The 21374-nt window shown below is 62.9% G+C and carries 19 protein-coding genes; 8 read left to right on the top strand and 11 right to left on the bottom strand.

Annotated elements, in window-relative coordinates:
* Nucleotides 1–288: 288 nt before the first annotated feature.
* The 7 genes from ABY403_RS02720 to ABY403_RS02690 all read right to left on the bottom strand — a co-directional run bounded on the left by ABY403_RS02720 (nt 289) and on the right by ABY403_RS02690 (nt 6604).
* A complete protein-coding gene (locus ABY403_RS02720; protein ID WP_372838482.1) occupies nt 289–906 on the bottom strand; it encodes a TetR/AcrR family transcriptional regulator in 618 nt (205 codons plus the stop codon).
* Nucleotides 899–1774 (bottom strand): polyphosphate kinase 2, encoded by an 876-nt coding sequence (ppk2, locus tag ABY403_RS02715; protein WP_372838480.1) that lies wholly within the window; start codon nt 1772–1774, stop codon nt 899–901. Before ppk2 ends, ABY403_RS02720 begins: the two co-directional genes overlap by 8 nt.
* Nucleotides 1775–1814: 40 nt before the next feature.
* Entirely contained in the window at nt 1815–2768 is a 954-nt protein-coding gene (locus tag ABY403_RS02710; protein WP_372838478.1) for an alpha/beta fold hydrolase, read from the bottom strand.
* Nucleotides 2758–3681: a homoserine O-succinyltransferase gene (metA, locus tag ABY403_RS02705; RefSeq protein ID WP_372838476.1), complete on the bottom strand. Its 924-nt coding sequence runs from the start codon at nt 3679–3681 to the stop codon at nt 2758–2760. The genes ABY403_RS02710 and metA overlap by 11 nt, the downstream gene beginning before the upstream one ends.
* Nucleotides 3682–3712: 31 nt before the next feature.
* On the bottom strand, nt 3713–4576 hold the full coding sequence (locus ABY403_RS02700) for an ATPase (RefSeq protein WP_372838474.1): 864 nt from the start codon (nt 4574–4576) through the stop codon (nt 3713–3715).
* A gap of 87 nt (nt 4577–4663) precedes the next feature.
* Complete coding sequence (locus tag ABY403_RS02695) at nt 4664–5578, bottom strand: DMT family transporter (RefSeq protein WP_372838472.1); 915 nt, start codon at nt 5576–5578, stop codon at nt 4664–4666.
* 51 nt (nt 5579–5629) lie between these two features.
* Nucleotides 5630–6604, bottom strand: coding sequence for a DMT family transporter (locus tag ABY403_RS02690; RefSeq protein WP_372838469.1), 975 nt, complete (start codon nt 6602–6604; stop codon nt 5630–5632).
* A gap of 163 nt (nt 6605–6767) precedes the next feature.
* Between ABY403_RS02690 and ABY403_RS02685 the strand changes: the two genes are divergently transcribed.
* From ABY403_RS02685 to ABY403_RS02670, 4 genes are all read left to right on the top strand, one after another.
* Nucleotides 6768–7733 (top strand): tellurium resistance protein, encoded by a 966-nt coding sequence (locus tag ABY403_RS02685; RefSeq protein ID WP_372838467.1) that lies wholly within the window; start codon nt 6768–6770, stop codon nt 7731–7733.
* A 68-nt stretch (nt 7734–7801) separates the two neighbouring features.
* A complete protein-coding gene (gene guaB, locus ABY403_RS02680) occupies nt 7802–9250 on the top strand; it encodes an IMP dehydrogenase (RefSeq protein WP_372838463.1) in 1449 nt (482 codons plus the stop codon).
* A gap of 55 nt (nt 9251–9305) precedes the next feature.
* Nucleotides 9306–10466: an RsmB/NOP family class I SAM-dependent RNA methyltransferase gene (locus ABY403_RS02675; RefSeq protein WP_372838460.1), complete on the top strand. Its 1161-nt coding sequence runs from the start codon at nt 9306–9308 to the stop codon at nt 10464–10466.
* Nucleotides 10467–10598: 132 nt separating this feature from the next.
* Nucleotides 10599–12872 (top strand): ATP-binding protein, encoded by a 2274-nt coding sequence (locus ABY403_RS02670; RefSeq protein ID WP_372838484.1) that lies wholly within the window; start codon nt 10599–10601, stop codon nt 12870–12872.
* A 79-nt stretch (nt 12873–12951) separates the two neighbouring features.
* Here the strand turns inward: ABY403_RS02670 and ABY403_RS02665 are convergent, their stop codons facing one another.
* A complete protein-coding gene (locus tag ABY403_RS02665; RefSeq protein ID WP_372838457.1) occupies nt 12952–13560 on the bottom strand; it encodes a hypothetical protein in 609 nt (202 codons plus the stop codon).
* Between the two features lie 206 nt (nt 13561–13766).
* On the opposite strand from ABY403_RS02665, the gene recA reads away from it, so the two are divergent.
* The 4 genes from recA (at nt 13767) to ABY403_RS02645 (ending at nt 18832) form a co-directional block, all read left to right on the top strand.
* Nucleotides 13767–14834, top strand: coding sequence for a recombinase RecA (gene recA, locus ABY403_RS02660; protein ID WP_372838455.1), 1068 nt, complete (start codon nt 13767–13769; stop codon nt 14832–14834).
* A 142-nt stretch (nt 14835–14976) separates the two neighbouring features.
* On the top strand, nt 14977–17637 hold the full coding sequence (gene alaS / locus ABY403_RS02655; RefSeq protein ID WP_372838453.1) for an alanine--tRNA ligase: 2661 nt from the start codon (nt 14977–14979) through the stop codon (nt 17635–17637).
* Entirely contained in the window at nt 17634–17945 is a 312-nt protein-coding gene (locus tag ABY403_RS02650) for a DUF1330 domain-containing protein (RefSeq protein ID WP_372838451.1), read from the top strand. Before alaS ends, ABY403_RS02650 begins: the two co-directional genes overlap by 4 nt.
* An 89-nt stretch (nt 17946–18034) precedes the next feature.
* Nucleotides 18035–18832 (top strand): class II glutamine amidotransferase, encoded by a 798-nt coding sequence (locus ABY403_RS02645; protein ID WP_372838449.1) that lies wholly within the window; start codon nt 18035–18037, stop codon nt 18830–18832.
* A 36-nt stretch (nt 18833–18868) separates the two neighbouring features.
* Here the strand turns inward: ABY403_RS02645 and ABY403_RS02640 are convergent, their stop codons facing one another.
* The 3 genes from ABY403_RS02640 to ABY403_RS02630 form a co-directional block, all read right to left on the bottom strand.
* Nucleotides 18869–20038, bottom strand: coding sequence for a peptidoglycan DD-metalloendopeptidase family protein (locus ABY403_RS02640; RefSeq protein WP_372838446.1), 1170 nt, complete (start codon nt 20036–20038; stop codon nt 18869–18871).
* A 55-nt stretch (nt 20039–20093) separates the two neighbouring features.
* Nucleotides 20094–20756 carry a protein-L-isoaspartate(D-aspartate) O-methyltransferase gene (locus ABY403_RS02635; RefSeq protein WP_372838443.1) on the bottom strand — a complete coding sequence of 221 codons (663 nt, stop codon included), beginning with the start codon at nt 20754–20756 and terminating at the stop codon, nt 20094–20096.
* Nucleotides 20753–21374 (bottom strand): 5'/3'-nucleotidase SurE (locus ABY403_RS02630; RefSeq protein WP_372838441.1); only part of this gene is annotated, 622 nt, incomplete at its 5' end. The genes ABY403_RS02630 and ABY403_RS02635, both read right to left, overlap by 4 nt.

The following is a 21374-nucleotide window of genomic DNA, read 5'->3' as shown; positions in this document are numbered from 1 at the left end:
GGGCTCGCCGATCGTCAGCATCGTGACCTGTTTTCCCGCCGCGATCATCTCGCGCGCCCGAAATAGAATTGCCCAGCCGTCGCCGGTTGCGCCCAACATATGCGCATAGCGCGCCGCAAGTTTCATCTTTCACCCTCCGCAGTCGCGCCCTGTGCAGCAGAAAACCGGACCGCTTACAAGGGGTGACGCTGCAAGCCTCCGGCGGGGATATTTATCTCTGAAGCAGTGAAATGCTTCAGCTCAAATATCCCCGGGGGGGCGGGGGGCGGCGCCCCCCGCGCCGCGCTGTCACGCGTCGGGCGGCAGCAGCCCGAGTCCGCGCAGATAGATGCCGATGCCCGATTCCAGCAGGTCTTCGGCCGCGTAGGGGGTGCGGGTGCCGGGGGCGGTGCGGGCGTAAAGTTCGACCACACCGTGGCTGAGCGCCCAGACATGGGCTGCAAACATCGCGGCAGGTGGGCGGCGCGCCTCGGGGATATGGCGCGAGAGCATGTCGGCGGCGCGGGTCAGCACCGCTTCGGCGCGCCCAGAGGCTGCGGACAGTTCCGGTGTGCGGTTGGGTGAAATGCCGGATTCGAACATAGCCATATAGTGCCCCGGAAACTTGCGCGCGAAGGCCAGATAGGCACGCCCCGTTGCGCCAAACGCCGCCAGTGCAGAGGGCTTGCCGCCCGCGTAGGCATGTTCCATCAGATCGGCAAAGACCGCGTAGCCTTGGCGCGCACATTCTGCGATCAGGTCTTCGCGGCCCTCGAAATGGCGATAGACGGCGGCCGGGGTGACACCCGCCTGTTTTGCCGCCTCCGATAGCGTGAAGCCGGTCGGCCCGCGTTCCTCGATCAGCCGCAGCGCCGCCTCGACCAGCGCCTGTTTGAGATTGCCGTGGTGATAGCCCTGCTTAGTCATTCCAGAGCGCGAGCCCCCCGGCGATGGCCGGATCTGGCGCGCCGATTGCGGCAAGGTCGCGGCCTTTGTAATCGACTGCGTTGAGCACGGTCTGGATGGCGGCGATGCGGGCGCGCGCCTTGTCATCGGCGCGGATCACCGTCCAAGGGGCGTGCGCGGTGTCGGTGCGGGTCAGGGTTTCGCGGATGGCGTCCGAATATTCATCCCATTTCTTCAGCCCTTCGACGTCGATCCAGCTGAGTTTCCATTGCTTGAGCGGTTCGCGTTCTCGGTCGAGAAAACGGCGCAGCTGTTCGGCGCGCCCGACGTTGAGCCAGAGCTTGACCAGCACGATGCCTTCGTCGATCAGCATCTGCTCGAATGCGGGCACTTGGCCGAAGAAGCGTTCGCGCTGCTCGGGGGTGCAGAAGTTGAACACATGTTCCACCACGCCGCGATTGTACCAGCTGCGGTCGAACAGCGCGATTTCGCCTTCGGCGGGCAGCCAATCGACGTAACGTTGAAAATACCACTGGCTCGCCTCGCGTTCCGAGGGTTTGGAAAGTGCTACGATATAGGCCTGCCGCGGATTCAGATTGTCGCGCATCCGCTCGATGGTGCCGCCTTTGCCCGCAGCATCGCGCCCTTCGAACAGCACCACGAGGCGGCGTCCTGTGTTGCGCAGATCCCACGCCATTTTCACCAGTTCGATTTGCAGCGCGTCCATGATCTCGTCGTATTCGGAGTTCTTCATCTCGCGCGGGTAGGGGTAAGCGGGGTCGAGGATATCCTTGCGCCGCGCCTCGTCGAGCGCGATGCGGATTTCGGCTGGCGCGTCGTTATTCAGAAAGTCGGTAATATCGCCGACAAAGGGGATTTCATTTGTCATTTTTGTCTCTGGCCCAGTGCTTTGGTCCAGTATGGCGGGATCAGGCGGGCAAGGCCAGAGCAGCGCGCGAGATCGCCTCGATCACCGCTTGAGGTTCGGTGTGGTGCGGCATGTGACCGCGCCCGGAAAGCACTGTCAGGCGCGCGCCGCGGATCAATTTGGCCGCTGCAACCGAATGGGCCGCGCACGGCACGACCCTGTCTTCGCTGCCGTGTATAAGCTCGACCGGCAGTTCCAGCCGCGGCAGTTCGGCCGCCAGCTGCTTCAGCAACGGTGCAAGGATCGATGTCTGCCGGGCATTGGCGCGAAAGCTTGATCTGCGCAGCGCCAGCCGCGCCCCGCTGCGTTTTGCGTATTCGGGGCCAACCGGCTCTGGCGCGAAGGCTTCGCCGATCATGAAGCGCATGACGCGGCGCGGTGTCCATGCAGCTGCGAGATAGGACGAGAGGTGGCGCAGAGTTGCCGATTTTGCCAGCACGCGCAGCCCGCCCAGTGCGACACTTGCAGGCATGAGCGGCCCTGCGATCAGGACCAGCGCGGCAGGGCGCACCGGCAGGGATGATCCGCAAAGCGCCCAAGCCGCGGCGACCGTGGCCCCGTAGCTGTGCCCAACCACGATCGGCGCACGCAGCCCCAATGCATCTGCCGCTTGCGCAAGCGCCGTGGCCTGCGCCTTGGCCGTGGCAATGCGTTTCAGCCCCGAGGTATAGCCGCAACCGGGGCGATCCATCAGCGTGACGCGATAGGATTTTGCAAGTTCTGAAACCAGATCCTCGGGAAAATCTCGAAGATTGGCCAGTGCCCCATGCAACAGCACGACATCTCGGCCCGTTCCACGTTGAAGCGCGTGAATGACGCCTTTCTGCACCGGCACCAATGTGCCGATGGCAGGGTATAGCTGCGTGATGCGGGTTTCGACCTTTCTTGCGCGCACATAGGTGAGTGCGGCGAAGGCCACGATGGCAAGACCAAGAATGGCGATGCTATTTTCCAATGCGCTCCAGATCGTAGGGCGTGGACTGATAGATCTCGTTGATCCAGTTACCATAAAGCAGATGGGCATGACTGCGCCAGCGGTTTGATGGCGGCAGGCTCGGGTCGTCATGCGGGTAATAGTTTTGCGGCACGTTGATCGTTTTTCCGGCCGCCACGTCTCGGTCGTACTCTTCCTTGAGGGTGCCGCTGTCGTATTCGAAATGGTTGAAGATATAGAGCGCGCGGTGCTCTGCGTCTTCGATCAGGCATGGCCCGGCGTCGTCCGAGGCCAGCAGCGTGCGCAGGCTTGCGCGCGCATCAACCTCGGGCTGGCGCACCTCGGTCCAGCGGCTGACGGGAATCACGAACTCGTCGGAAAAGCCGCGCAGATAGGGCGAGGCGGCGGCAAGGTTGCGGTGGCGGAAGCAGCCGAACGCCTTGCGCTCGAGCATGTGTTTGGCCAGCCCGTGAAAGTGATAGGCCATCGCCATTCCGCCCCAGCAGACGCCAAAGGTCGAATGCACATGGGTCTGGGTCCAGTTGAACACCTCTTTCAACTCGTCCCAGTAATCGACCTCTTCAAAGGGCAAATGCTCGATCGGCGCGCCGGTGATGATCAGACCGTCAAGTTTTTCGTCGCTGGCTGCGACCTCGGCAAAGGGGCGGTAAAAGGCCTCCATATGGTCCGCAGCGGTGTTGCGCGCTTCGTGGTCGGTCATGCGGATCAATGTGAGGTTGATCTGTAGCGGCGTTGCGCCGATCAGCCGCGAAAACTGGGTTTCGGTCTGAATCTTCTTGGGCATCAGGTTCAAAAGCCCGATGCGGAGCGGGCGAATGTCTTGCGTGGCAGCGCGCCCCGGACTCATCACCATCACGCCCTCGCGCGAAAGCACGTCATAGGCAGGCAGGGTTTCGGGCAGGGTGATGGGCATGGGCTCTCCTTTTGGCGGACAGATAGTCCGCCTATCGCGCTGCCTCAAGGGCATGGGCGATTAGTTCGATGAAGGCATGTGGCGTGCGCAGGCGCGCTACCTCGGCTGCGGCAACCTTGATGCCCCAGTGCCGTGCCATTGCAGCATAGCGCGGCTGTCGGTGCGCAAGCGCGCGCCGATAGGTCCAGCGCACGAAAGCGTCAGGGTCTACCCGTTCGGGCGGCAACCCGGTTTCGGCGCGGTAATCGGCCCAAGCCGCTTCCAGAAAGGCGGGCTGGTAATACATCGGCTTTGGCGCGCGATCGAAGCGACGCACGAGTTCGTCGGTATGATCGTCGCTGCCTTCGACCCAGACCATCAGCATCGCCTCTGCGAGCGCCTTCAGCACCGGGTCGGCAGGGTTTTCGGGCTCTACCACCTCGCAGATCGACCCGCCGGTGTCGCAGACGAAATGCTGATAGCCATAAATGTCATGCGCGCGATCGATGAACATCGGTGCATCGAGCAGGGCGGCGATTTCGGCGCTGCGGTGCTGGTCTTGGCGGCGCAGATATTCGTCAAAGGCAAGCCCGCCCTTGGCGCTATCGCCCGGTTTGCCGAGATAGGTCGAAAGCGGGGCCAGATTGTCGAAAGTGATGTTCGAGCCGATGTAGACCGAGTCGGTCATCAACAACTCGCGCAGCAGCGGCACGCGCATCGCCTCGCGTTTGAAATTGTCGGCAATATGCTCGCCCATATAGCGGGTGCCGATGCGGTAATCGACCGAGTAGTGAAACCATTCGGCGGTGCCGCGCAGCATCGAGGCGACATGGGTTTTACCCAAGCCGGACATGCCGAACAAAAGCACTTTTTTTCGCGGCGCGGCGCGCCAGTCGCTGGCGGTTGAGTAAATCATCTGCAAATCCCGGCTTCTGGCACTCGTAGCTCTCGCCCCGGGGTTTAGCGCGCGCAGGCGCCGCCGTCACCGGCTATTGCGCGCGGCTCATGGGATTCGCGGCGGTTTGCGGTTCAGCAGCACCAGCCCCACCAAAAGCACGACAAACCCTGCCCAGTCGTTCCATGCCAATTGCTCGTCATAAACCGCCCAGCCCGCCACGATGGCCACCGGCGGAATCAGCAGTGTGACCAGCGACAGGTTGCCCGCGCCCGCCAGTGCGAGGATGCGGTAATAGATAAGATAGGCAAGCGCCGAGCAGCCAAAGGCCAGCCAGCCGATCGCCACCCATACCGAAGGCGACCATGCAAGGCTGGGCACCCCCTCGACCAGCAGCATCGCGGGCAGCATCCAGACCACGCCGCCTGTCAACATGCCAGCCGCCGCCACCTCTGGGCTGATGCCGCGGATCGCGCGGCGCGCATAGGCAAAGGCGAAAGCGTAGGAGATTGAGGCACCGATAACCGCGATCTGCCCCGCCGAAGCAAGGCTGAGCCCTGAAAGCGCCGTGGGCCCGACCGCCAGCACCACGCCCATGAACCCGATCACGACGCCCGCCGTCTTGTTCAGTGTCAGCCTTTCGTCGGCAAAGACCAACGCTGCGATCACCACCGCGAAAACCGCAGTCGAAGCGTTCAGAATGGCTGTCAGCCCGCTGTCGATATGGCGTTGGCCCCAGACGATCAGCGAAAACGGAAGTGCGTTGTTCAGCGCCCCCATGATCAGAAAGCGGTAAAGAAAGCGCGGATCGCGTGGCACGGGCAGACGGCGCGAAAGCACCCAAACCCACAGCAGCGCAGCCCCACCCAATACCCGCAAACCGACAACACTCAGCACTCCGGCCTCGGCCAGTGCGATGCGGTTGGACAGAAAAGAGGTTCCCCAGATCAGCGCAAGCGTCGCCAAAAGCGCCCAGACAAGGGGCGACATGGTGGTTTGTAATGGCGAGGAGGGGCGTTCCATGCCTCTTGCTAGGCGAGCCCGCGCCGACGCGCCACCCGGAACTTGTGCCTATTACACTTTACCCGTCAGCGCGCGGCGCGCGCGCCCTTCGGAGCGGATGGTCAGCCAAGTCGCCGTAAAAATCACCGCGCCGCCGAAGAAAACCGCTGCCTGCAAAGGCTCGTCGTAAAGCATCATGCCGACGATGCCGATGATCGGCAGGCGCAAGAAGTCGATTGGTGCAACGACTGAAGCAGGGGCAAGGCTAAGCGCCCGCGTCAGGCAGAAATGCCCACCAAGCCCGGCAATACCGATCAGCAGCAACCAAAGCGCGCTTGCGGCGCTGGGGGGCGCGATCACGCCGTCGTACCCCGCAAGAACGAGGCCAAAGATCAGTTGGAACACGGTCAGCCAGAACAGAATCTCGATCATCGGCGCAAGGCGCGTCAGTTGCTTGGTCACCAATGCCGATCCGGCAAAGCCCACCGCGGCCCCCAGTGCGATCAGGATGCCCGGCGAAAGCCCACCCGCCGCCCATGGATCGGCGGCGATCAGCACGCCCAGAAAGCCCAGACCCGCCGCGACAACGCGCACCGGTGTCAGCCGTTCGCCCAGCACAAAAGGTGCGGCCAGCGCCACCATGATCGGATAGGAAAACTCGACCGCGAACAGTTGCGCCAGCGGAATGATCGTCAGTGCGTAGAACCAAAGGTTCTGCCCGGTGAAGTGAAAGGCGTTGCGCAAAGCGTGGCGTCCAAGGTTACGCGCACGAATGTGCCGCATCTGCCCGGTTACGAGTGCTGCAACCAGCACGATCACAAGCCCGATCACCGATCGATAGGTCATGATTTCGAAGGTGTCGTGAAAGGGGGCGACCTCGCGCCCCGCGATCGCCATCGAAACAAATCCGGTAATGGCACCGAGCATCCAGAGCGCGGCGGCAAGCGGGCGGCTGGTTTGTGGCATGAATAACCTGAGGTTGCGCCGCCACTTCTCGCCCTGAACGACGTGCTTGTCCAGTGCCCGCGCGGCGGGTTTGTTGCGCAAGTGCGCATCGCGCCATAGCCGCTTCGCGGTCACAAGAGCGCGTCGCGCATCGCTTTGCCGGGGCCAGATCGCCCAAGCGGGGCGCGGCAAAAGGCAAGGCGAGGTCTTTCGCGCCGCTTCGGTTTCTGTCAAGAGCAGGCCGGGAGGCGCAGACGAGGCAGTCATGGCATTCAAATACCCAAAACCCACCCCGAAAGGTCTTTGGCGGCGCACGCCCCCCGCAATGTTCCCACCGATGCTGGGCGCAATTGGCATGGGGCTTGCGTGGCGCTGGGGTGCGGCGAGCTTTGGCGTTCCGGGCGAGGCGGTAGAGTTGCTACTTGGGGGGCTCATGCTGCTTGGTGCCTTCGGGCTTATCGCCTACGCGGTCAAATTGCTGCGTCGCCCATCGGTGCTGATCGAAGATTTGCGGATTCTGCCCGGTTATGCGGGCGTATCGGCGGCGGTGCTGCTTCTTGAGCAGCTGGTTTCGGTGATTGGGCCCTATGCAATGCTTGAGGCGCGACCGCTATTCTGGCTCGCGCTGGCACTGCACCTTGGGCTGCTGGCAAGCCTCGTTTGGGTGTTCTTCACGGCACCAGGTGCGCAACGCCGCGTCACACCGGCATGGCATCTGCCGTGGTCCGGGCTGGGGGTGGCGGGGCTTGCCGCGCAACATATTGGCTATAGCAGCCTTGCAACGGTACTGTTTTGGGCGGCGCTGGCGCTGTCGTTGATGATCTGGGCGGCTTCGGCCGAGCAGTATCGCCGCGAGCGGGTGCCTGCGCCGCTGCGCCCGCTGTTGGCCATTCATCTGGCGCCGATGGGCTATGTGGGCGCGCTTGCGTGGGAATTGCAGATGCGCGGGCTTGGCAGCGCATTGGCGACGGTGGCGGTTGTGGTGGCGCTTGTGCTGATCGTGCGCGCACGCTGGTTGCTTGCGGCCGGATTCAGCCCGCTTTGGGGCGCGCTGACCTATCCTGCGGCATCGACCGCGGGGCTCTGGCTGATGGCGGCGGGGCGCTGGCATCTGGCAGGCGCGCTGATGCTTGTGCTGGGAACGATGATAACCGCTCCGATCGCATTTATGATCCTGCGCGATTGGGCGGCGGGGCGGCTTGCCATAAAAACCAACGCGGCGGTGGCCTGAGGGCTTGCCAAATGCCGCGCGAGGTGAAACAGGGAACCGCCAAACGAAAGCTGCCAAGGAGGCATTCCATGCAGATTCGCGAGGCCCTCACTTTTGATGACGTGCTTCTGGTCCCCGCCGCTTCGTCGGTGCTACCTTCCGACGCCGATGTGACGACGTTTGTTACCAAACTCATACGGCTGAACATCCCGCTTCTCAGCTCGGCTATGGATACCGTGACCGAGGCAAAAATGGCGATCGCCATGGCGCAGGCGGGCGGCATGGGGGTGATTCATCGCAACCTCGACATCGAGGCGCAAGCGAACGAAGTGCGCCGCGTGAAGCGTTTTGAATCGGGCGTGGTCTTCAACCCGATCACGCTGACGCCCGACCAGACCCTTGCTGACGCCAAGGCGCTACAGGAACGCTACAACGTCACGGGATTTCCGGTGGTCGATGCGCGCGGCCTTGTGGTGGGCATCGTGACCAACCGCGACATGCGCTTTGCATCCGACGACCGCACCCCGGTGCGGGTGATGATGACCTCTGACAATCTGGCGATGTTGACAGAACCCGCCGACCTCGACGAGGCCAAGGGGTTGATGAAAGCCCGGCGCATCGAAAAGCTGTTGGTCACCGACGGCAAGGGCAAGCTGACCGGGCTCTTGACGCTGAAAGATACCGAAAAAGCAGTGCTGAACCCGCACGCCTGTAAAGACGAGATGGGCCGGCTGCGCGTGGCCGCAGCATCCACGGTGGGTGATGCGGGCTTTGAACGCTCATCGGCGCTGATCGATGCCGGGTGCGATCTGATCGTGATCGACACGGCACATGGCCATTCCGAAGGCGTGGCGCGCGCGGTCGAGCGGGTGAAGGCGCTTTCCAATTCGGTGCAGGTGGTGGCGGGCAACGTGGCCACGGCCGCCGCCACGCGCGCACTGATTGCGGCGGGTGCCGATGCGGTCAAGGTGGGGATCGGCCCGGGCAGCATCTGCACCACGCGCATCGTAGCCGGTGTCGGCGTGCCGCAGATGACCGCGATCATGGATGCCGCCAGCGCGGCTGGTGACGTGCCGGTGATAGCCGACGGTGGCATCAAATATTCGGGCGATTTCGCCAAGGCAATCGCGGCGGGCGCAAGCTGCGCGATGGTTGGCAGCGCGATCGCAGGCACCGATGAAAGCCCGGGCGAGGTGATCCTCTATCAAGGGCGCAGCTTCAAATCCTATCGCGGCATGGGCAGCCTTGGTGCGATGGCGCGCGGCTCGGCGGACAGGTATTTCCAGAAGGACGCCGCATCAGACAAGCTGGTGCCCGAGGGGATCGAAGGGCAGGTGCCCTACAAGGGGTCAGCCTCGGCGGTGGTGCACCAACTGGTCGGCGGCTTGCGCGCCGCGATGGGCTACACCGGCAATCGCACGATTGCCGAAATGCGCGCCAATTGCGAGTTCGTTCGCATCACCGGGGCGGGCCTGCGGGAAAGCCATGTGCACGATGTGCAGATCACGCGAGAAAGTCCGAACTACCGGGTTATGTGATGTATCGCATGGCATTAGGCGGCGGCGTTGAGGTTATGCATGAAGGGGTGCCGGCATGACCCCGGCGGCCCGCGTTGCCGCCGCCATCGAGGTGCTTGATCGTCACTTGGGCGGCGAGGCGGCCGAGGCGGCGTTGACAGGCTGGGCGCGCGCCAACCGCTACGCAGGCTCGGGCGACCGTGCGGCGGTGCGCGATCTAGTCTACGATGCGCTTCGGTGCCGCCGCTCCTACGCGGTTATGGGGGGCGCGTTGACCGGGCGTGGCCTCATGCTCGGCCACTGCGCCGCGCAAGGGATTGACCCAGGTAACATTTTTACCGCCGAGCGATTTGCCCCCGCAGCGCTTGCCGAGGCCGAGCGCGGGCCGCGCGCAGCCCCGGAAGGGCTTGACGCGCTCGACTGCCCGGATTGGATCGCGCCGCTGCTGGAAACGGCGCTCGGCGAAGATTTCGCCCCCGTCATGGCTTCGCAGCGCCACCGCGCGCCACTGTTTTTACGCGTCAACGCTGCCCGTGCGACCCGACCAGAGGCAGCCGCGGCACTAGCGGCGGAAGGCATAGCTACCGTGCCGCGCCACGAATCGAACTACGCGTTGGAAGTTACAGAAAACGCGCGTAAAGTTGCGTCGTCACTGGCCTATCTTCACGGCGTTGTCGAGGTACAGGACCTTTCGTCGCAATGCGCGGTCGAGGCGCTGCCGCTGCCCGAGGGTGGGCGTGTGCTTGACTATTGTGCGGGTGGTGGCGGCAAGCTTTTGGCGATGGCTGCGCGCGCCCCGGCCAACTTCGTTGCGCATGATGTTGATCCGCGGCGGATGCACGACCTTCCTGCGCGCGCCGAAAGGGCGGGTGTGGCGGTGCGACTGGCCGAACCCGGCAAGGCGCCGCGCGGGCAGGATCTGGTGCTGGTCGATGCGCCTTGCACCGGGTCCGGGACATGGCGGCGCACACCCGAGGCGAAGTGGCGCCTGACCCCGGCGCGTCTTGCCGAATTGACCGCGTTGCAGGCCAAGATCCTTGCCGAGGCGCAGCAGTTTGTCGCCCCCGGTGGGGTGTTGGCCTATATGACCTGTTCCTTGCTTGCCGAAGAAAACGAGACACAGGTGGCACGGTTTATTGCCAACCACCCCGACTGGCATCTGGCCGAGTCGCGTCGTTTCAGCCCGTTGAGCGGGGGGGACGGGTTCTTTATGGCCATTTTCAGACGAAAAACGTGATTGCATTACCCGCTAGGGTTGCAATTAGTCGCCACTTAATCTCCCTTTAAGCATTTACCCGCGCAATGGTCGCAACGAATCTGCTTCAGGGAGCCTCGGGTGAACTATCCGCTGTCCACACCGTCACCGCTGATGCGTACGGCACTGGCACTTGCGCCGGGCGGGCCGGTGCTTTTGGCAGCGGCTGCTACGGTGGCAGTTGCCGCTTTCGTGGTGGCAGAACAGCGGCTGATGTTGCTTTGCCTCGCGGTTGCGGGCGCACTTGCCAGTGCCGCGCTCTTGATGCGGTTGATGGTGCGGCGCTATGCGCAAACCCGCGCCGCGCTACACCGGCAACTGTCCGATTTCATTGCCTATGACGCGACCCCGAGTTTTACCACCAGCGCAGATGGCAGCATCGGCTTTCAGAACAAGGCGGCGCTTGAACGCTTCGGCACCCGAGGCGGGCAGACACTGACCCAAGCCCTTGGTGAGGTTTTTGCCAACCCCGCCGCAATGCTTGCGCGCCTGCAAGCCCGCGCCGCGGTGCAGGGCGCTGCACGCGAAGACCTTGTGACCCGGCGCGGCCACGCGCGGTTGGCGGTGCATCGGGTTGGTGAGGGCAGCTTTCTCTGGCGTATAGAAGAGCTGGCCGAACGTGCCTCGGGCGGTCGCGGCGGCGAATTGCTAAGCCTGCCGATGTTGACGGTGTCAAAGAACGACACGGTGCTTTTCATGAACGAGGCGATGCGCAGGTTGGTGGGCGCGCGGGTGCGCACACTTGACCGCGTGTTTTCCAATTTGCCGCTCCGCTCGGGTGAGGAACATGAGATTGCCACCCCCAACGGCATCGTGCGCGCCGTCGTGGCCGAGGTGACCGGCGCGGCCGGGCGGCGCGAGGTGTATTTACTGCCAATGGCGACCGGGCACGCCACGGCCGCAGACCCAACCTCTTTCGATGCGCTGCCGGTGGCGCTGCTGCGCTTGGCGGCAGACGGGCAGGTGCTGGCCGCCAACCGTGCGGCCCGCGCCCTGATTGGCGAGATCGAGGGTGAGGCGCGTTTTGTCGAATTGTTCGAGGGGCTTGGTCGCCCGGTAAACGATTGGCTCGCCGATGCGCTGACTGGCCGTGCGGAACGGCGCCCCGAAGTGCTGCGCGCCCGCAAGACCGAGGCAGAGATTTTTCTTCAGGTGAGCTTGGCGCGGGTGGTTGAAAACGGGCGGGCAGGGCTTGTGGCGGTGCTTTCGGACGCGACGCAGCTGAAAACGCTTGAGGCGCAGTTCGTGCAAAGCCAGAAGATGCAGGCGATCGGCCAACTTGCAGGCGGAATCGCGCATGATTTCAACAACCTGTTGACCGCAATTTCTGGGCACTGCGACCTTTTGATGTTGCGCCACGACAAGGCGGACCCGGATTTCTCTGACCTCGACCAGATCAGCCAAAATGCCAACCGCGCCGCCAGCCTCGTTGGGCAACTGCTCGCATTCTCACGCAAGCAGACGTTGAAGCCGCAAGTGATCGACCTGCGCGATACGCTTTCGGACCTTACGCATCTGTTGAACCGCCTGGTCGGCGCAAAGGTGCTGTTGGAGTTGAACCACGCGCCCGAACTCAGCCCGATCCGCGCCGACAAGCGGCAACTGGAACAGGTTATCATGAACCTCGTAGTGAACGCGCGGGATGCGATGCCGGGCGGTGGCAAGATTCTTATCGAGACCGAAAATCTGCTTCTGACAGATGAGTTGCGCAAAGGAAGAGCAACACTGGCATCCGGCAACTACGTTGTGGTGCGGGTGATAGACGAAGGTTCGGGCATTGCGCCCGACAAGATGCCGAAAATCTTCGAGCCGTTCTACACCACCAAGCGCACTGGCGAAGGCACCGGGCTTGGGCTTTCGACGGTTTACGGCATCGTCAAGCAGACGGGGGGCTATGTATTCTGCGATTCTGTGGTGGGTTCCGGCACCTGCTTCACGCTCTATTTTCCCGCGCATGAGAAGATCGCCGAGCCCGAACCAGAGAAACCGTGCGAACCTGCTTGCCCTCGGGCCAATCCCGCGCAGGCATCGGTGCTTTTGGTCGAAGACGAATCGCCCGTGCGTGCCTTTGCCTGTCGTGCGTTAAAGCTGCGCGGCTACACGGTGTATGAGGCAGAAACCGGCGAAGAGGCGTTGCGCATTCTCGAAAACGCGGCATTGCAGATTGATGTGTTCCTGACCGATGTCATCATGCCCGGCATGGACGGGCCTTCATGGGTGCAAGAGGCGCTCAAAACACGCCCCGGAACACCGGTGATCTTCGTGTCGGGCTATGCCGAGGATGTTTTCAACGATGGCGAGGTGCCAGTGGCGGGCGCCGTGTTCCTGCCCAAGCCGTTTTCCTTGACCGAACTGGCCGAAACGGTCGGCAACCAGCTACGCCCCTGACTGCCCATCTTTCGCCAAAGCAGAGGGGGTGGTTCTATTCGGCCGAAAAGGGGGCAACGCTCTTCAACCGAAACCGCGTTCAGGCGGTTGCACCGGCCCGGACACGCTCATAAAGCGCAATATCGTCAGCTAGATAAGTCTGAAGCCGCTCGCGCATGGGCGCGGAAAGCGAGGTCTCGCCTTCGGGCGAAACGTTCACGCGCGGCAGCACGATTTCAAAGTCGAGGCGGTCCTCGAGAAAGTGAACAAAGCGCCCGATGTCCTCGTAACAAAACAGCTTATCGACCCCGAGCGTGCCATCCGCGAGGCTGAGAAAGCGCGCTTGCGAGCCAAGTTGGGCGAAGGCGGGTTGCTGGCGCTCCATATAGGCGCTGGCGAATTGGTCGAAGCTGAGCCCCTCGGTCGAATTGGCGGTGCCTGAAATGTCTTCGCGCTGGCGATAGCGATACCAGCTTCCCAGCCAATCCAGCGGCTCGCGCATCAGGGCAACCACGTCGAACCGCTCGCCAGAGGCGGTTTCGAGATAGGGGGCGAGAAAGCGGCGAAAACGCTGCGCGGTGGTGTGCTTGAGCGCGGGGGGCCGCTGCACGGCGATTGCCGTAAGTGGTTCAAGTGCAACCGAAAGTGCAGTCGATCCAGTCTTGGGGGTAGCCAGAAGAACCAGCCGCTGTTGCCAGAAAATGAGCATGTGAACCACCAGAAGAATTTTTACCTGCCTATCCGGAATGCCTTACTGCGTAAACCGTATCTTAACCAAGCCTTGCAACGCTTATTCGTAAGATTTTAGTTGTAATGTTCTTGTTTCGGTCTCATAACTGCCGGAACAAGACAAGAACATGCGCCGCAGGCAGTCGATTGCCGTTCGGCGTGCCCTGTGGGATAAGGACGCGAACAATGGCAACGGCGAATGTATTCGAAATGAATGATAAACGAGCCTCGGACAAGCAGAAGGCGCTCGATTCGGCGCTGGCCCAGATTGAGCGGCAATTCGGCAAGGGCTCGATCATGCGGCTCGGCTCTGAAAACGCGGTGATGGATGTCGAGGCAACCTCGACCGGATCGCTTGGGCTCGACATAGCACTTGGGATCGGCGGGCTTCCGAAAGGGCGCGTGATCGAGATTTACGGGCCGGAAAGCTCGGGCAAGACCACGTTGACGCTGCATGTCGTGGCGGAAGAGCAGAAAAAGGGCGGCGTCTGCGCCTTTGTGGATGCCGAACACGCGCTTGATCCGCAATATGCGCGCAAATTGGGCGTGAACCTTGATGAGCTGTTGATTTCGCAGCCCGACACCGGCGAGCAGGCACTGGAGATCGTCGATACTCTGGTGCGCTCTGGCGCGGTCAGCCTTGTGGTTGTCGATTCAGTTGCGGCGCTGACGCCGAAATCGGAAATCGAAGGCGACATGGGCGACCATCAGGTGGGCGCGCAAGCGCGACTGATGAGCCAGGCGATGCGCAAGCTGACTGCCTCGATCGGCCGCTCGAACTGCATGGTGATCTTCATCAACCAGATCCGCATGAAGATCGGCGTGATGTTCGGCAGCCCCGAAACAACCTCGGGCGGTCAGGCGCTGAAGTTCTACGCCAGCGTGCGGCTCGACATACGCCGCACCGGATCGATCAAGGACCGTGACGAGGTGGTGGGCAACAGCACCCGCGTCAAGGTTGTCAAGAACAAGGTAGCACCACCCTTCAAGCAGGTGGAGTTCGACATCATGTATGGCGAAGGTATCTCGAAAGTGGGCGAACTGGTCGATCTGGGCGTCAAGGCCGGGGTCGTCGAAAAATCGGGCGCGTGGTATTCCTATGGCGACGAGCGCATCGGTCAGGGCCGGGAAAACGCCAAGCAGTTTCTGCGCGACAATCCGGCGATGGCCAATGCCATCGAAGACAAGATCCGCGCCGGGCACGGACTTGATTTCTCGGCATCCGACATGGATGAGGCGGTGACCGAGGAATAATCGCACGCCCGCGCTTGGGCCGTTTTCGCGGTGAAATGCATTGCGCAGCGGTCGGGCCAATCGCCCGACCGCTTTGCTTTCTGGACAGGGCAGGGGCCGGGCGCTAAACGGGGGGCAACCCGCCCGACATAGGCCGAATAACATGCCCAGTCTGAATGATATCCGCTCGACCTTCCTCAACTTCTTCGAGCGTAACGGCCACCGCGTGGTCGCCTCCAGCCCGCTCGTGCCGCGCAACGACCCGACGCTCATGTTCACCAATTCGGGCATGGTGCAGTTCAAGAACTGCTTCACCGGCGTCGAGACGCGCGATTACAGCCGCGCGACCACCGCGCAGAAATGCGTGCGCGCTGGCGGCAAGCACAATGACCTCGACAATGTCGGTTACACCGCGCGCCACCACACGTTTTTCGAAATGCTCGGCAACTTCAGCTTTGGCGATTACTTCAAGGCCGAGGCGATCGATTTTGCTTGGGAGCTGCTGACCAAGGACTTCGGCCTCAACCCCGAAAAGCTGACCGTCACCGTCTACCACACCGACGATGAAGCCGCGACGATCTGGAAAAAGGTGGCGGGCCTGCCGGACGAACGTATCATCCGCATCGCATCAGACGACAATTTCTGGCGCATGGGGCCGACCGGCCCCTGCGGCCCCTGCACCGAGATCTTCTACGATCACGGGCCCAGCATCTGGGGCGGCCCGCCCGGCACGCCGGAAGAGGGCGGCGACCGTTTCATCGAAATCTGGAACAACGTCTTCATGCAAAACGAGCAAATGGCCGACGGGTCGTTGCGCAAGCTCGAGATGCAATCGATCGACACCGGCATGGGGCTGGAGCGGATCGGCGCGTTGTTGCAGGGTAAGCACGATAACTACGACACCGACCTGATGCGCAGCCTGATCGAGGCCAGCGCACATGCCACCAGCGCCGATCCTGACGGCCCCGGCAAGGTGCACCACCGCGTTATTGCCGACCATCTGCGCTCTACCGCCTTTCTGATTGCCGACGGCGTGCTGCCGGGCAACGAGGGGCGCGGCTATGTGTTGCGCCGCATCATGCGCCGCGCCATGCGCCATGCGCATATGCTGGGCACGCAAGACCCTGTGATGCACAAGCTGGTTCCGGCACTCGTGCGCCAGATGGGCGCGGCTTACCCCGAATTGACCCGCGCGCAGCCGCTGATCGAAGAGACGCTGAAGCTTGAAGAAACGCGCTTCCGCACGACGCTTGATCGCGGCTTGAAGCTGCTTGATGAAGAACTTGCAAGCCTGCCCGAGGGCGGCGCACTGCCGGGGGCTGCGGCGTTCAAGCTGTATGACACCTACGGCTTCCCCCTTGATCTGACACAAGACGCACTGCGCGAAAAAGGCCGCGAGGTTGAAGTGGCCGGTTTTGATGCCGCGATGGCCGAGCAAAAGGCCAAGGCGCGCGCCAGTTGGGCGGGCTCTGGCGAGGCCAAGGACGCAACGATCTGGTTTGAACTGGCAGAAAAGCACGGCGTGAGCGAGTTTCTCGGCTACGACACCGAGAAGGCCGAGGCGCAATTGCTGGCACTGGTCGTTGACGGTGCCGAAACGGCAGAGGCCAAAGGCACGGTGCAAATCGTGGTGAACCAGACCCCGTTCTACGCTGAAAGCGGTGGTCAGGTAGGTGACGCGGGGCTTATTCGCACCGAAACCGGCATGGCCGAGGTGACCGATACGCAGAAGGTTGCGGGGGTTATCATCCATTTCGCGGTGGTGCGCGAGGGGGTGCTGCGGGCGGGCCAAACTGCGCGGCTCGAGGTTAACCATGCGCGCCGCAATGCGATTCGGGCCAACCATTCGGCAACGCACCTGTTGAACGAAGCACTGCGGCGCGCGCTTGGCGCGCATGTCGCGCAAAAAGGCAGCTTGAACGCGCCAGACCGGCTGCGGTTCGATTTCAGCCATTCCAAGGGCCTGAGCGCCGAGGAACTTGCCGAGGTCGAGACCGAGGTCAACGCCTACGTGCGTCAGAACAGCCCCGTCGAAACCCGGATCATGACACCGGATGATGCGCGCGCGCTTGGCGCGCAGGCGCTTTTTGGCGAGAAATATGGCGACGAGGTGCGGGTGGTATCGATGGGCCATCTTGCCGGTACCGGTAAGGGCAGCGATGGGGCAACCTACAGCCTCGAACTTTGCGGCGGCACACATGTCGCGCGCACGGGCGAAATCGGCGCATTCGTAGCACTTGGCGACAGCGCCTCCAGTGCCGGTGTGCGGCGGATCGAGGCGTTGACCGGGCAGGCGGCGCTGGACCATCTCAAGCTGCAAGCAGCACGGCTGGCGGAGATCGGCGCTTTGCTGAAGGCACCCTCTGGCGAGCTTGCAGATAGGGTGCGCGCCTTGGCCGAGGAAAAGCGTGCTCTGAGCAACGAGCTGGCGCAGCTGAAGCGCGAAATGGCGCTTGGCGGCGGCACCGGGCAGGGCGGCGCAGATATCAAGGAAATCAACGGAATACGGTTTATCGCGCAGGTTGTCGCGGGGGTTTCCGGGCGCGATCTGCCGGGGCTTGTCGATGCGTTGAAGGCGCGGGTCGAATCCGGCGCTGTGCTGATTGTGGCCGATACCGGCGGCAAGGCGGCTACCGCTGCCGGTGTGACCGAAGACCTCACCGCGCGGCTTTCGGCGGTAGATCTGGTTCGTGCGGCGGCCGAGGCCCTTGGCGGTAAAGGTGGTGGCGGGCGCGCAGATATGGCGCAGGCAGGCGGGGCCGACCCGTCGCGCGCACCCGAAGCGATAGCTGCGGCGGAAGCCGTGATAGGGGCATTGAAATGACCGAAAAACCTGCAACCCCAACCGCGCTCTGGATCGCGCATGTGCATGTGACGGACGCGGCCGCCTATGGCCGCTACGCCGCCGCAGCCGGCCCGGCGATTGCCGCCTTTGGCGGAGTCTTTCTGGCGCGGGGCGGGCGCTATGTGCAGCTTGAGGGCCGCGATCGGGCGCGCAATGTGGTCGCACGCTTCCCCAGCCTTGAGGCCGCGCACGCCTGTTATCTGTCGCCCGCCTATCAAGCAGCCTTGGCACATGCAAAAGGGGCGTCAGAGCGAGATTTGATGATTGTCGAAGAGGTTGCGCCCTGAAAACTCAAATCGGGCTTAAACTCGTAACCTTTTGCATGTAATATACAGCTAACCGGCGCAACAGCCGGAGTGAGGGGCAAGGAAGCACCATGTGCCGTTGGGCGGCCTATATCGGGCAACCGATTTATCTTGAAGAAATCATCAGCCGACCGGGACATTCGCTGGTTGAGCAAAGCCACTGCGCCAATCAGTGCCACTCGACCGTCAATGGCGACGGTTTTGGCATTGCATGGTACGGCGCGCGCCCCGAGCCGGGGCTTTACCGCGATATGCTACCCGCATGGGGTGACCCCAACTTGAAGTCGCTGACCGCACATGTGCAATCGAGCTTGTTTCTCGCGCATGTGCGCGCCTCGACCGGCACCGCCACCAGCCGCAACAATTGCCATCCTTTCGCTGTTGGCAAATGGAGCTTTATGCACAACGGGCAGTTTGGCGGGTATGACAGCTATCGCCGTGATGCGGAAATGCTGATCCCCGAAGATTTTTATCCGCACCGCAAAGGCGCTACCGACAGCGAGGCGCTGTTCCTTGTAGCCCTTGGCGAAGGGCTGGAAGAAGATCCCAAGGGCGCGATGGAGCGGGCGACCGCGCGGATGGAGGTGCTGGCGCGTGCGCGCGGCATCGAGCCTTATGTGCGCCTGACCTGTGCGTTTTCAGACGGCAAGCGGCTTTATGCCATTCGCTACGCCAGCGACGATTTTGCGCCCACGCTCTACCACCGTTGGTCCGTATCGCGCGGCGGGCGCGCCGTCGTCTCAGAGCCGCTCGAAACCGGTGAGGTTGGCTGGGAACAAGTGCCGCAAGGCACCTTCAGCACCTTTGATGGCGAGGATATGAAGGTCGAGCCTTTCCGCCCGCTCAAAGCCCAGCAAAAGGCCGCCTAGGCGGCCTTTCTTGGTCTTTTCAGCCTTCTCTTAAGCCTATTGCAGATAGGGCATCGGGTCGAGGCTGTCGAAGCCGTCGCGCACCTCGAAATGCAAGAAGCTCGGCGTTCCGGCGCGCACTTTCGCGATCACCTGCCCGCGTGTCACCCGGTCTCCCTTGGCGACGGTCGCGCTGTCGATGAACTGATAAACGGTCAGCAGACCGCTATCGAGGCGGATCACCAGCACGGTAACGCCATCCGTATCGCGGGTAATCGCGGCCACCGTGCCCGCCTCGGCCGCACGCACCGAAGTGCCCGCGGCGGCTGAGATGTCGATTCCATCGTTCGAGCCTTTGGCGTAGGGCCGAATGATGGACCCGGTCACCGGCATCGCCAATTGCGAGGCGGTCGTGGCGGTGCGTGTAGCGCCAAGGTCTGCCGCAGGCGGTGTGGCAACCGCCGTGGCTGCCGCGGGCGGGTTGTCGCTGGGCAGTGGCAAAGCTGCCGAAGGTGGCACCGGCGTGGGCGAGCCTTGGCCGGGCGCGGTTGTGGTAACTGGTGCGGCGGCACTGGTGCGCACCACAGGCGCGGGGGTCGGAATCATCAGATACTGCCCTTCGCGCACGCTCATATCGGAAGGCAGCCCGTTCCATTCGGCCAGCGAGCGCACATCGATGCTGTAATACCGCGCGATCGAATAGGCGGTTTCGCCGCGCATGACCTTGTGCTGGATCGGCTCGCTCGTGGTCGTTGCGGTGGCTGTTGCGGGGCCCGTGGTGGCGCCTGTTGCCGTGGCGCGGTCGATGGCACCGCTTGCCAGTTCGGTAATGTCGATGCGCCCCGGTGCTGCGGTGGTGCCCGTGGTTTCGGCAACACGGCTTGGCAGCGCCAGAACCTCGCCACCGTTCAGTATGGTATCGGGTTTGAGCGCGTTATACGAAGCAAGTTCGGCACTGCCGACGCCAATCCGCGCGGCAATCGCGGCAACGCTGTCACCGCGCTTGGCCACGACCACCTGATAGGTCGGATACGAGATCACACCGCGCGCGTCGGGTTCGGGGCGCGGGTTGACTGCCTGCTGCACCGCAGCCGATGTATCGATGCCGGTATTGCCAAGATTGCGCAGATCAAAGTCGAAGTTGCCCTGATCGTTGCATCCCGCCAGCGCCAACAGCGCGGCTGCGGTAATCGAGACGCGACGGGGGCCTGAACAGTGAAAAGGCATTCGCTCGTATCCTCAATTCGAGGGCCCTGTGACCGGGCCCTTGCCACAAAATCGCCTAGTCGTAACTCACACCCTCGACGAGGGGAACAAACCGTACCGGGCGCAACTCATCATATTCATAGCCAGATTCGTTGCGGCGCACACGTATCAGGCTTTGCACGGTATCCGACTGGCCTACCGGCAACACCATGATACCGCCTATCTTAAGCTGCGCCAATAGCGGCCCTGGCGGGTCTTCGGCGGCGGCAGTAACCAGAATACGGTCAAACGGTGCCTGATCGGGCAGGCCGTGGCTGCCATCGGCAGTGATCGCAACTACATTGCGCAGCCCGAGAGTGGAAAACACCCCTTCGGCCTCGCGCACCAGCCTGCGGTGGCGGTCCACCGTGTAGACCCGCCGCGCGAGCTGCGCCAGAATCGCGGCCTGATAGCCCGACCCCGTGCCAACCTCCAACACCGTATCGCGCGGCCCGACCTCTAGTGCCTGGGTCATCAAACCCACTACAGAGGGTTGGCTGATGGTTTGTCCACAGGCGATAGGCAGCGGCATGTCTTCATAGGCCCGCTCGGCGAACAAGCCACGCACGAACAGCCCGCGATCAACGCTTTCCATCGCGTTCAGCACCCGAGGCTCGGTCACGCCACGTGAGCGCAGCGCGAAAAGAAAGCGCATCTTGCGTTCCGCAATGTCGCTTTCCTCGCCCCCGGCTGCGGTCATTTCAATCGCGCCTCAAGGTCTTTCAGAACGTCATGTGCGGTCAGATCGGCCCGCATCGGGGTGATCGAGATATAGCCCTCGAGGTTCGTCGCAACATCGGTCCCGGGCGCGGTGGGCAAATGTTGCGGCCCGCCGGTGATCCAGAGAAACTTGCGCCCCGAAGGCGAGATATGTGGCTCGACCCCAAAGAAGGTATCGGTCCGCCAGCCTTGCATCGCAACCTTGTGGCCACGGACCTTGGCCGCAGCGATGGGCGGAAAGTTGACGTTGTAGAACAGCCGATATTCGCCGCCGTCCCAGCGCCCGCGCTCCAATAACTTGCGCACCACCTCCGTGCCATGCGCGCGCGCGGCTTCAAACGGGTCTGCAAGGTCATCGGTTTCGGGCCCGAGAAACTGGCTGAGCGCGATTGCCGGGATACCCTGCAACGCCGCTTCCATAGCGCCGCCGACCGTGCCGGAATAAAGCGCGTTCTCGGCGGCGTTGTTGCCGCGGTTCACACCCGACAGCACAAGGTCGGGCCGCGCGCCCTGCAGCACGTCATAAATGCCCGCCAACACGCAATCCGCCGGGCTGCCTTCGGCGGCATAGCGGCGCGGGCCCATGCGGGCGATCATC

Source organism: Phaeovulum sp., assembly GCF_041596715.1.
Classification (GTDB): Bacteria; Pseudomonadota; Alphaproteobacteria; order Rhodobacterales; family Rhodobacteraceae; genus UBA6213.
The sequence above is the reverse complement of the archived record's forward strand: the minus strand, read 5'-3'. Positions and strand labels throughout refer to the sequence as shown.

Bases quoted from the DNA above. Each gene is read 5' to 3' on its own strand.
- recA (WP_372838455.1), top strand. From the start codon at position 13,767: ATGGCAACGGCGAATGTATTCGAAATGAATGATAAACGAGCCTCGGAC.
- ABY403_RS02665 (WP_372838457.1), bottom strand. From the start codon at position 13,560: ATGCTCATTTTCTGGCAACAGCGGCTGGTTCTTCTGGCTACCCCCAAG.
- ppk2 (WP_372838480.1), bottom strand. From the start codon at position 1,774: ATGACAAATGAAATCCCCTTTGTCGGCGATATTACCGACTTTCTGAAT.
- alaS (WP_372838453.1), top strand. From the start codon at position 14,977: ATGCCCAGTCTGAATGATATCCGCTCGACCTTCCTCAACTTCTTCGAG.
- ABY403_RS02675 (WP_372838460.1), top strand. From the start codon at position 9,306: ATGACCCCGGCGGCCCGCGTTGCCGCCGCCATCGAGGTGCTTGATCGT.
- ABY403_RS02695 (WP_372838472.1), bottom strand. From the start codon at position 5,578: ATGGAACGCCCCTCCTCGCCATTACAAACCACCATGTCGCCCCTTGTC.
- ABY403_RS02645 (WP_372838449.1), top strand. From the start codon at position 18,035: ATGTGCCGTTGGGCGGCCTATATCGGGCAACCGATTTATCTTGAAGAA.
- ABY403_RS02685 (WP_372838467.1), top strand. From the start codon at position 6,768: ATGGCATTCAAATACCCAAAACCCACCCCGAAAGGTCTTTGGCGGCGC.
- ABY403_RS02635 (WP_372838443.1), bottom strand. From the start codon at position 20,756: ATGACCGCAGCCGGGGGCGAGGAAAGCGACATTGCGGAACGCAAGATG.
- ABY403_RS02640 (WP_372838446.1), bottom strand. From the start codon at position 20,038: ATGCCTTTTCACTGTTCAGGCCCCCGTCGCGTCTCGATTACCGCAGCC.
- guaB (WP_372838463.1), top strand. From the start codon at position 7,802: ATGCAGATTCGCGAGGCCCTCACTTTTGATGACGTGCTTCTGGTCCCC.
- metA (WP_372838476.1), bottom strand. From the start codon at position 3,681: ATGCCCATCACCCTGCCCGAAACCCTGCCTGCCTATGACGTGCTTTCG.
- ABY403_RS02700 (WP_372838474.1), bottom strand. From the start codon at position 4,576: ATGATTTACTCAACCGCCAGCGACTGGCGCGCCGCGCCGCGAAAAAAA.
- ABY403_RS02720 (WP_372838482.1), bottom strand. From the start codon at position 906: ATGACTAAGCAGGGCTATCACCACGGCAATCTCAAACAGGCGCTGGTC.
- ABY403_RS02670 (WP_372838484.1), top strand. From the start codon at position 10,599: ATGCGTACGGCACTGGCACTTGCGCCGGGCGGGCCGGTGCTTTTGGCA.
- ABY403_RS02650 (WP_372838451.1), top strand. From the start codon at position 17,634: ATGACCGAAAAACCTGCAACCCCAACCGCGCTCTGGATCGCGCATGTG.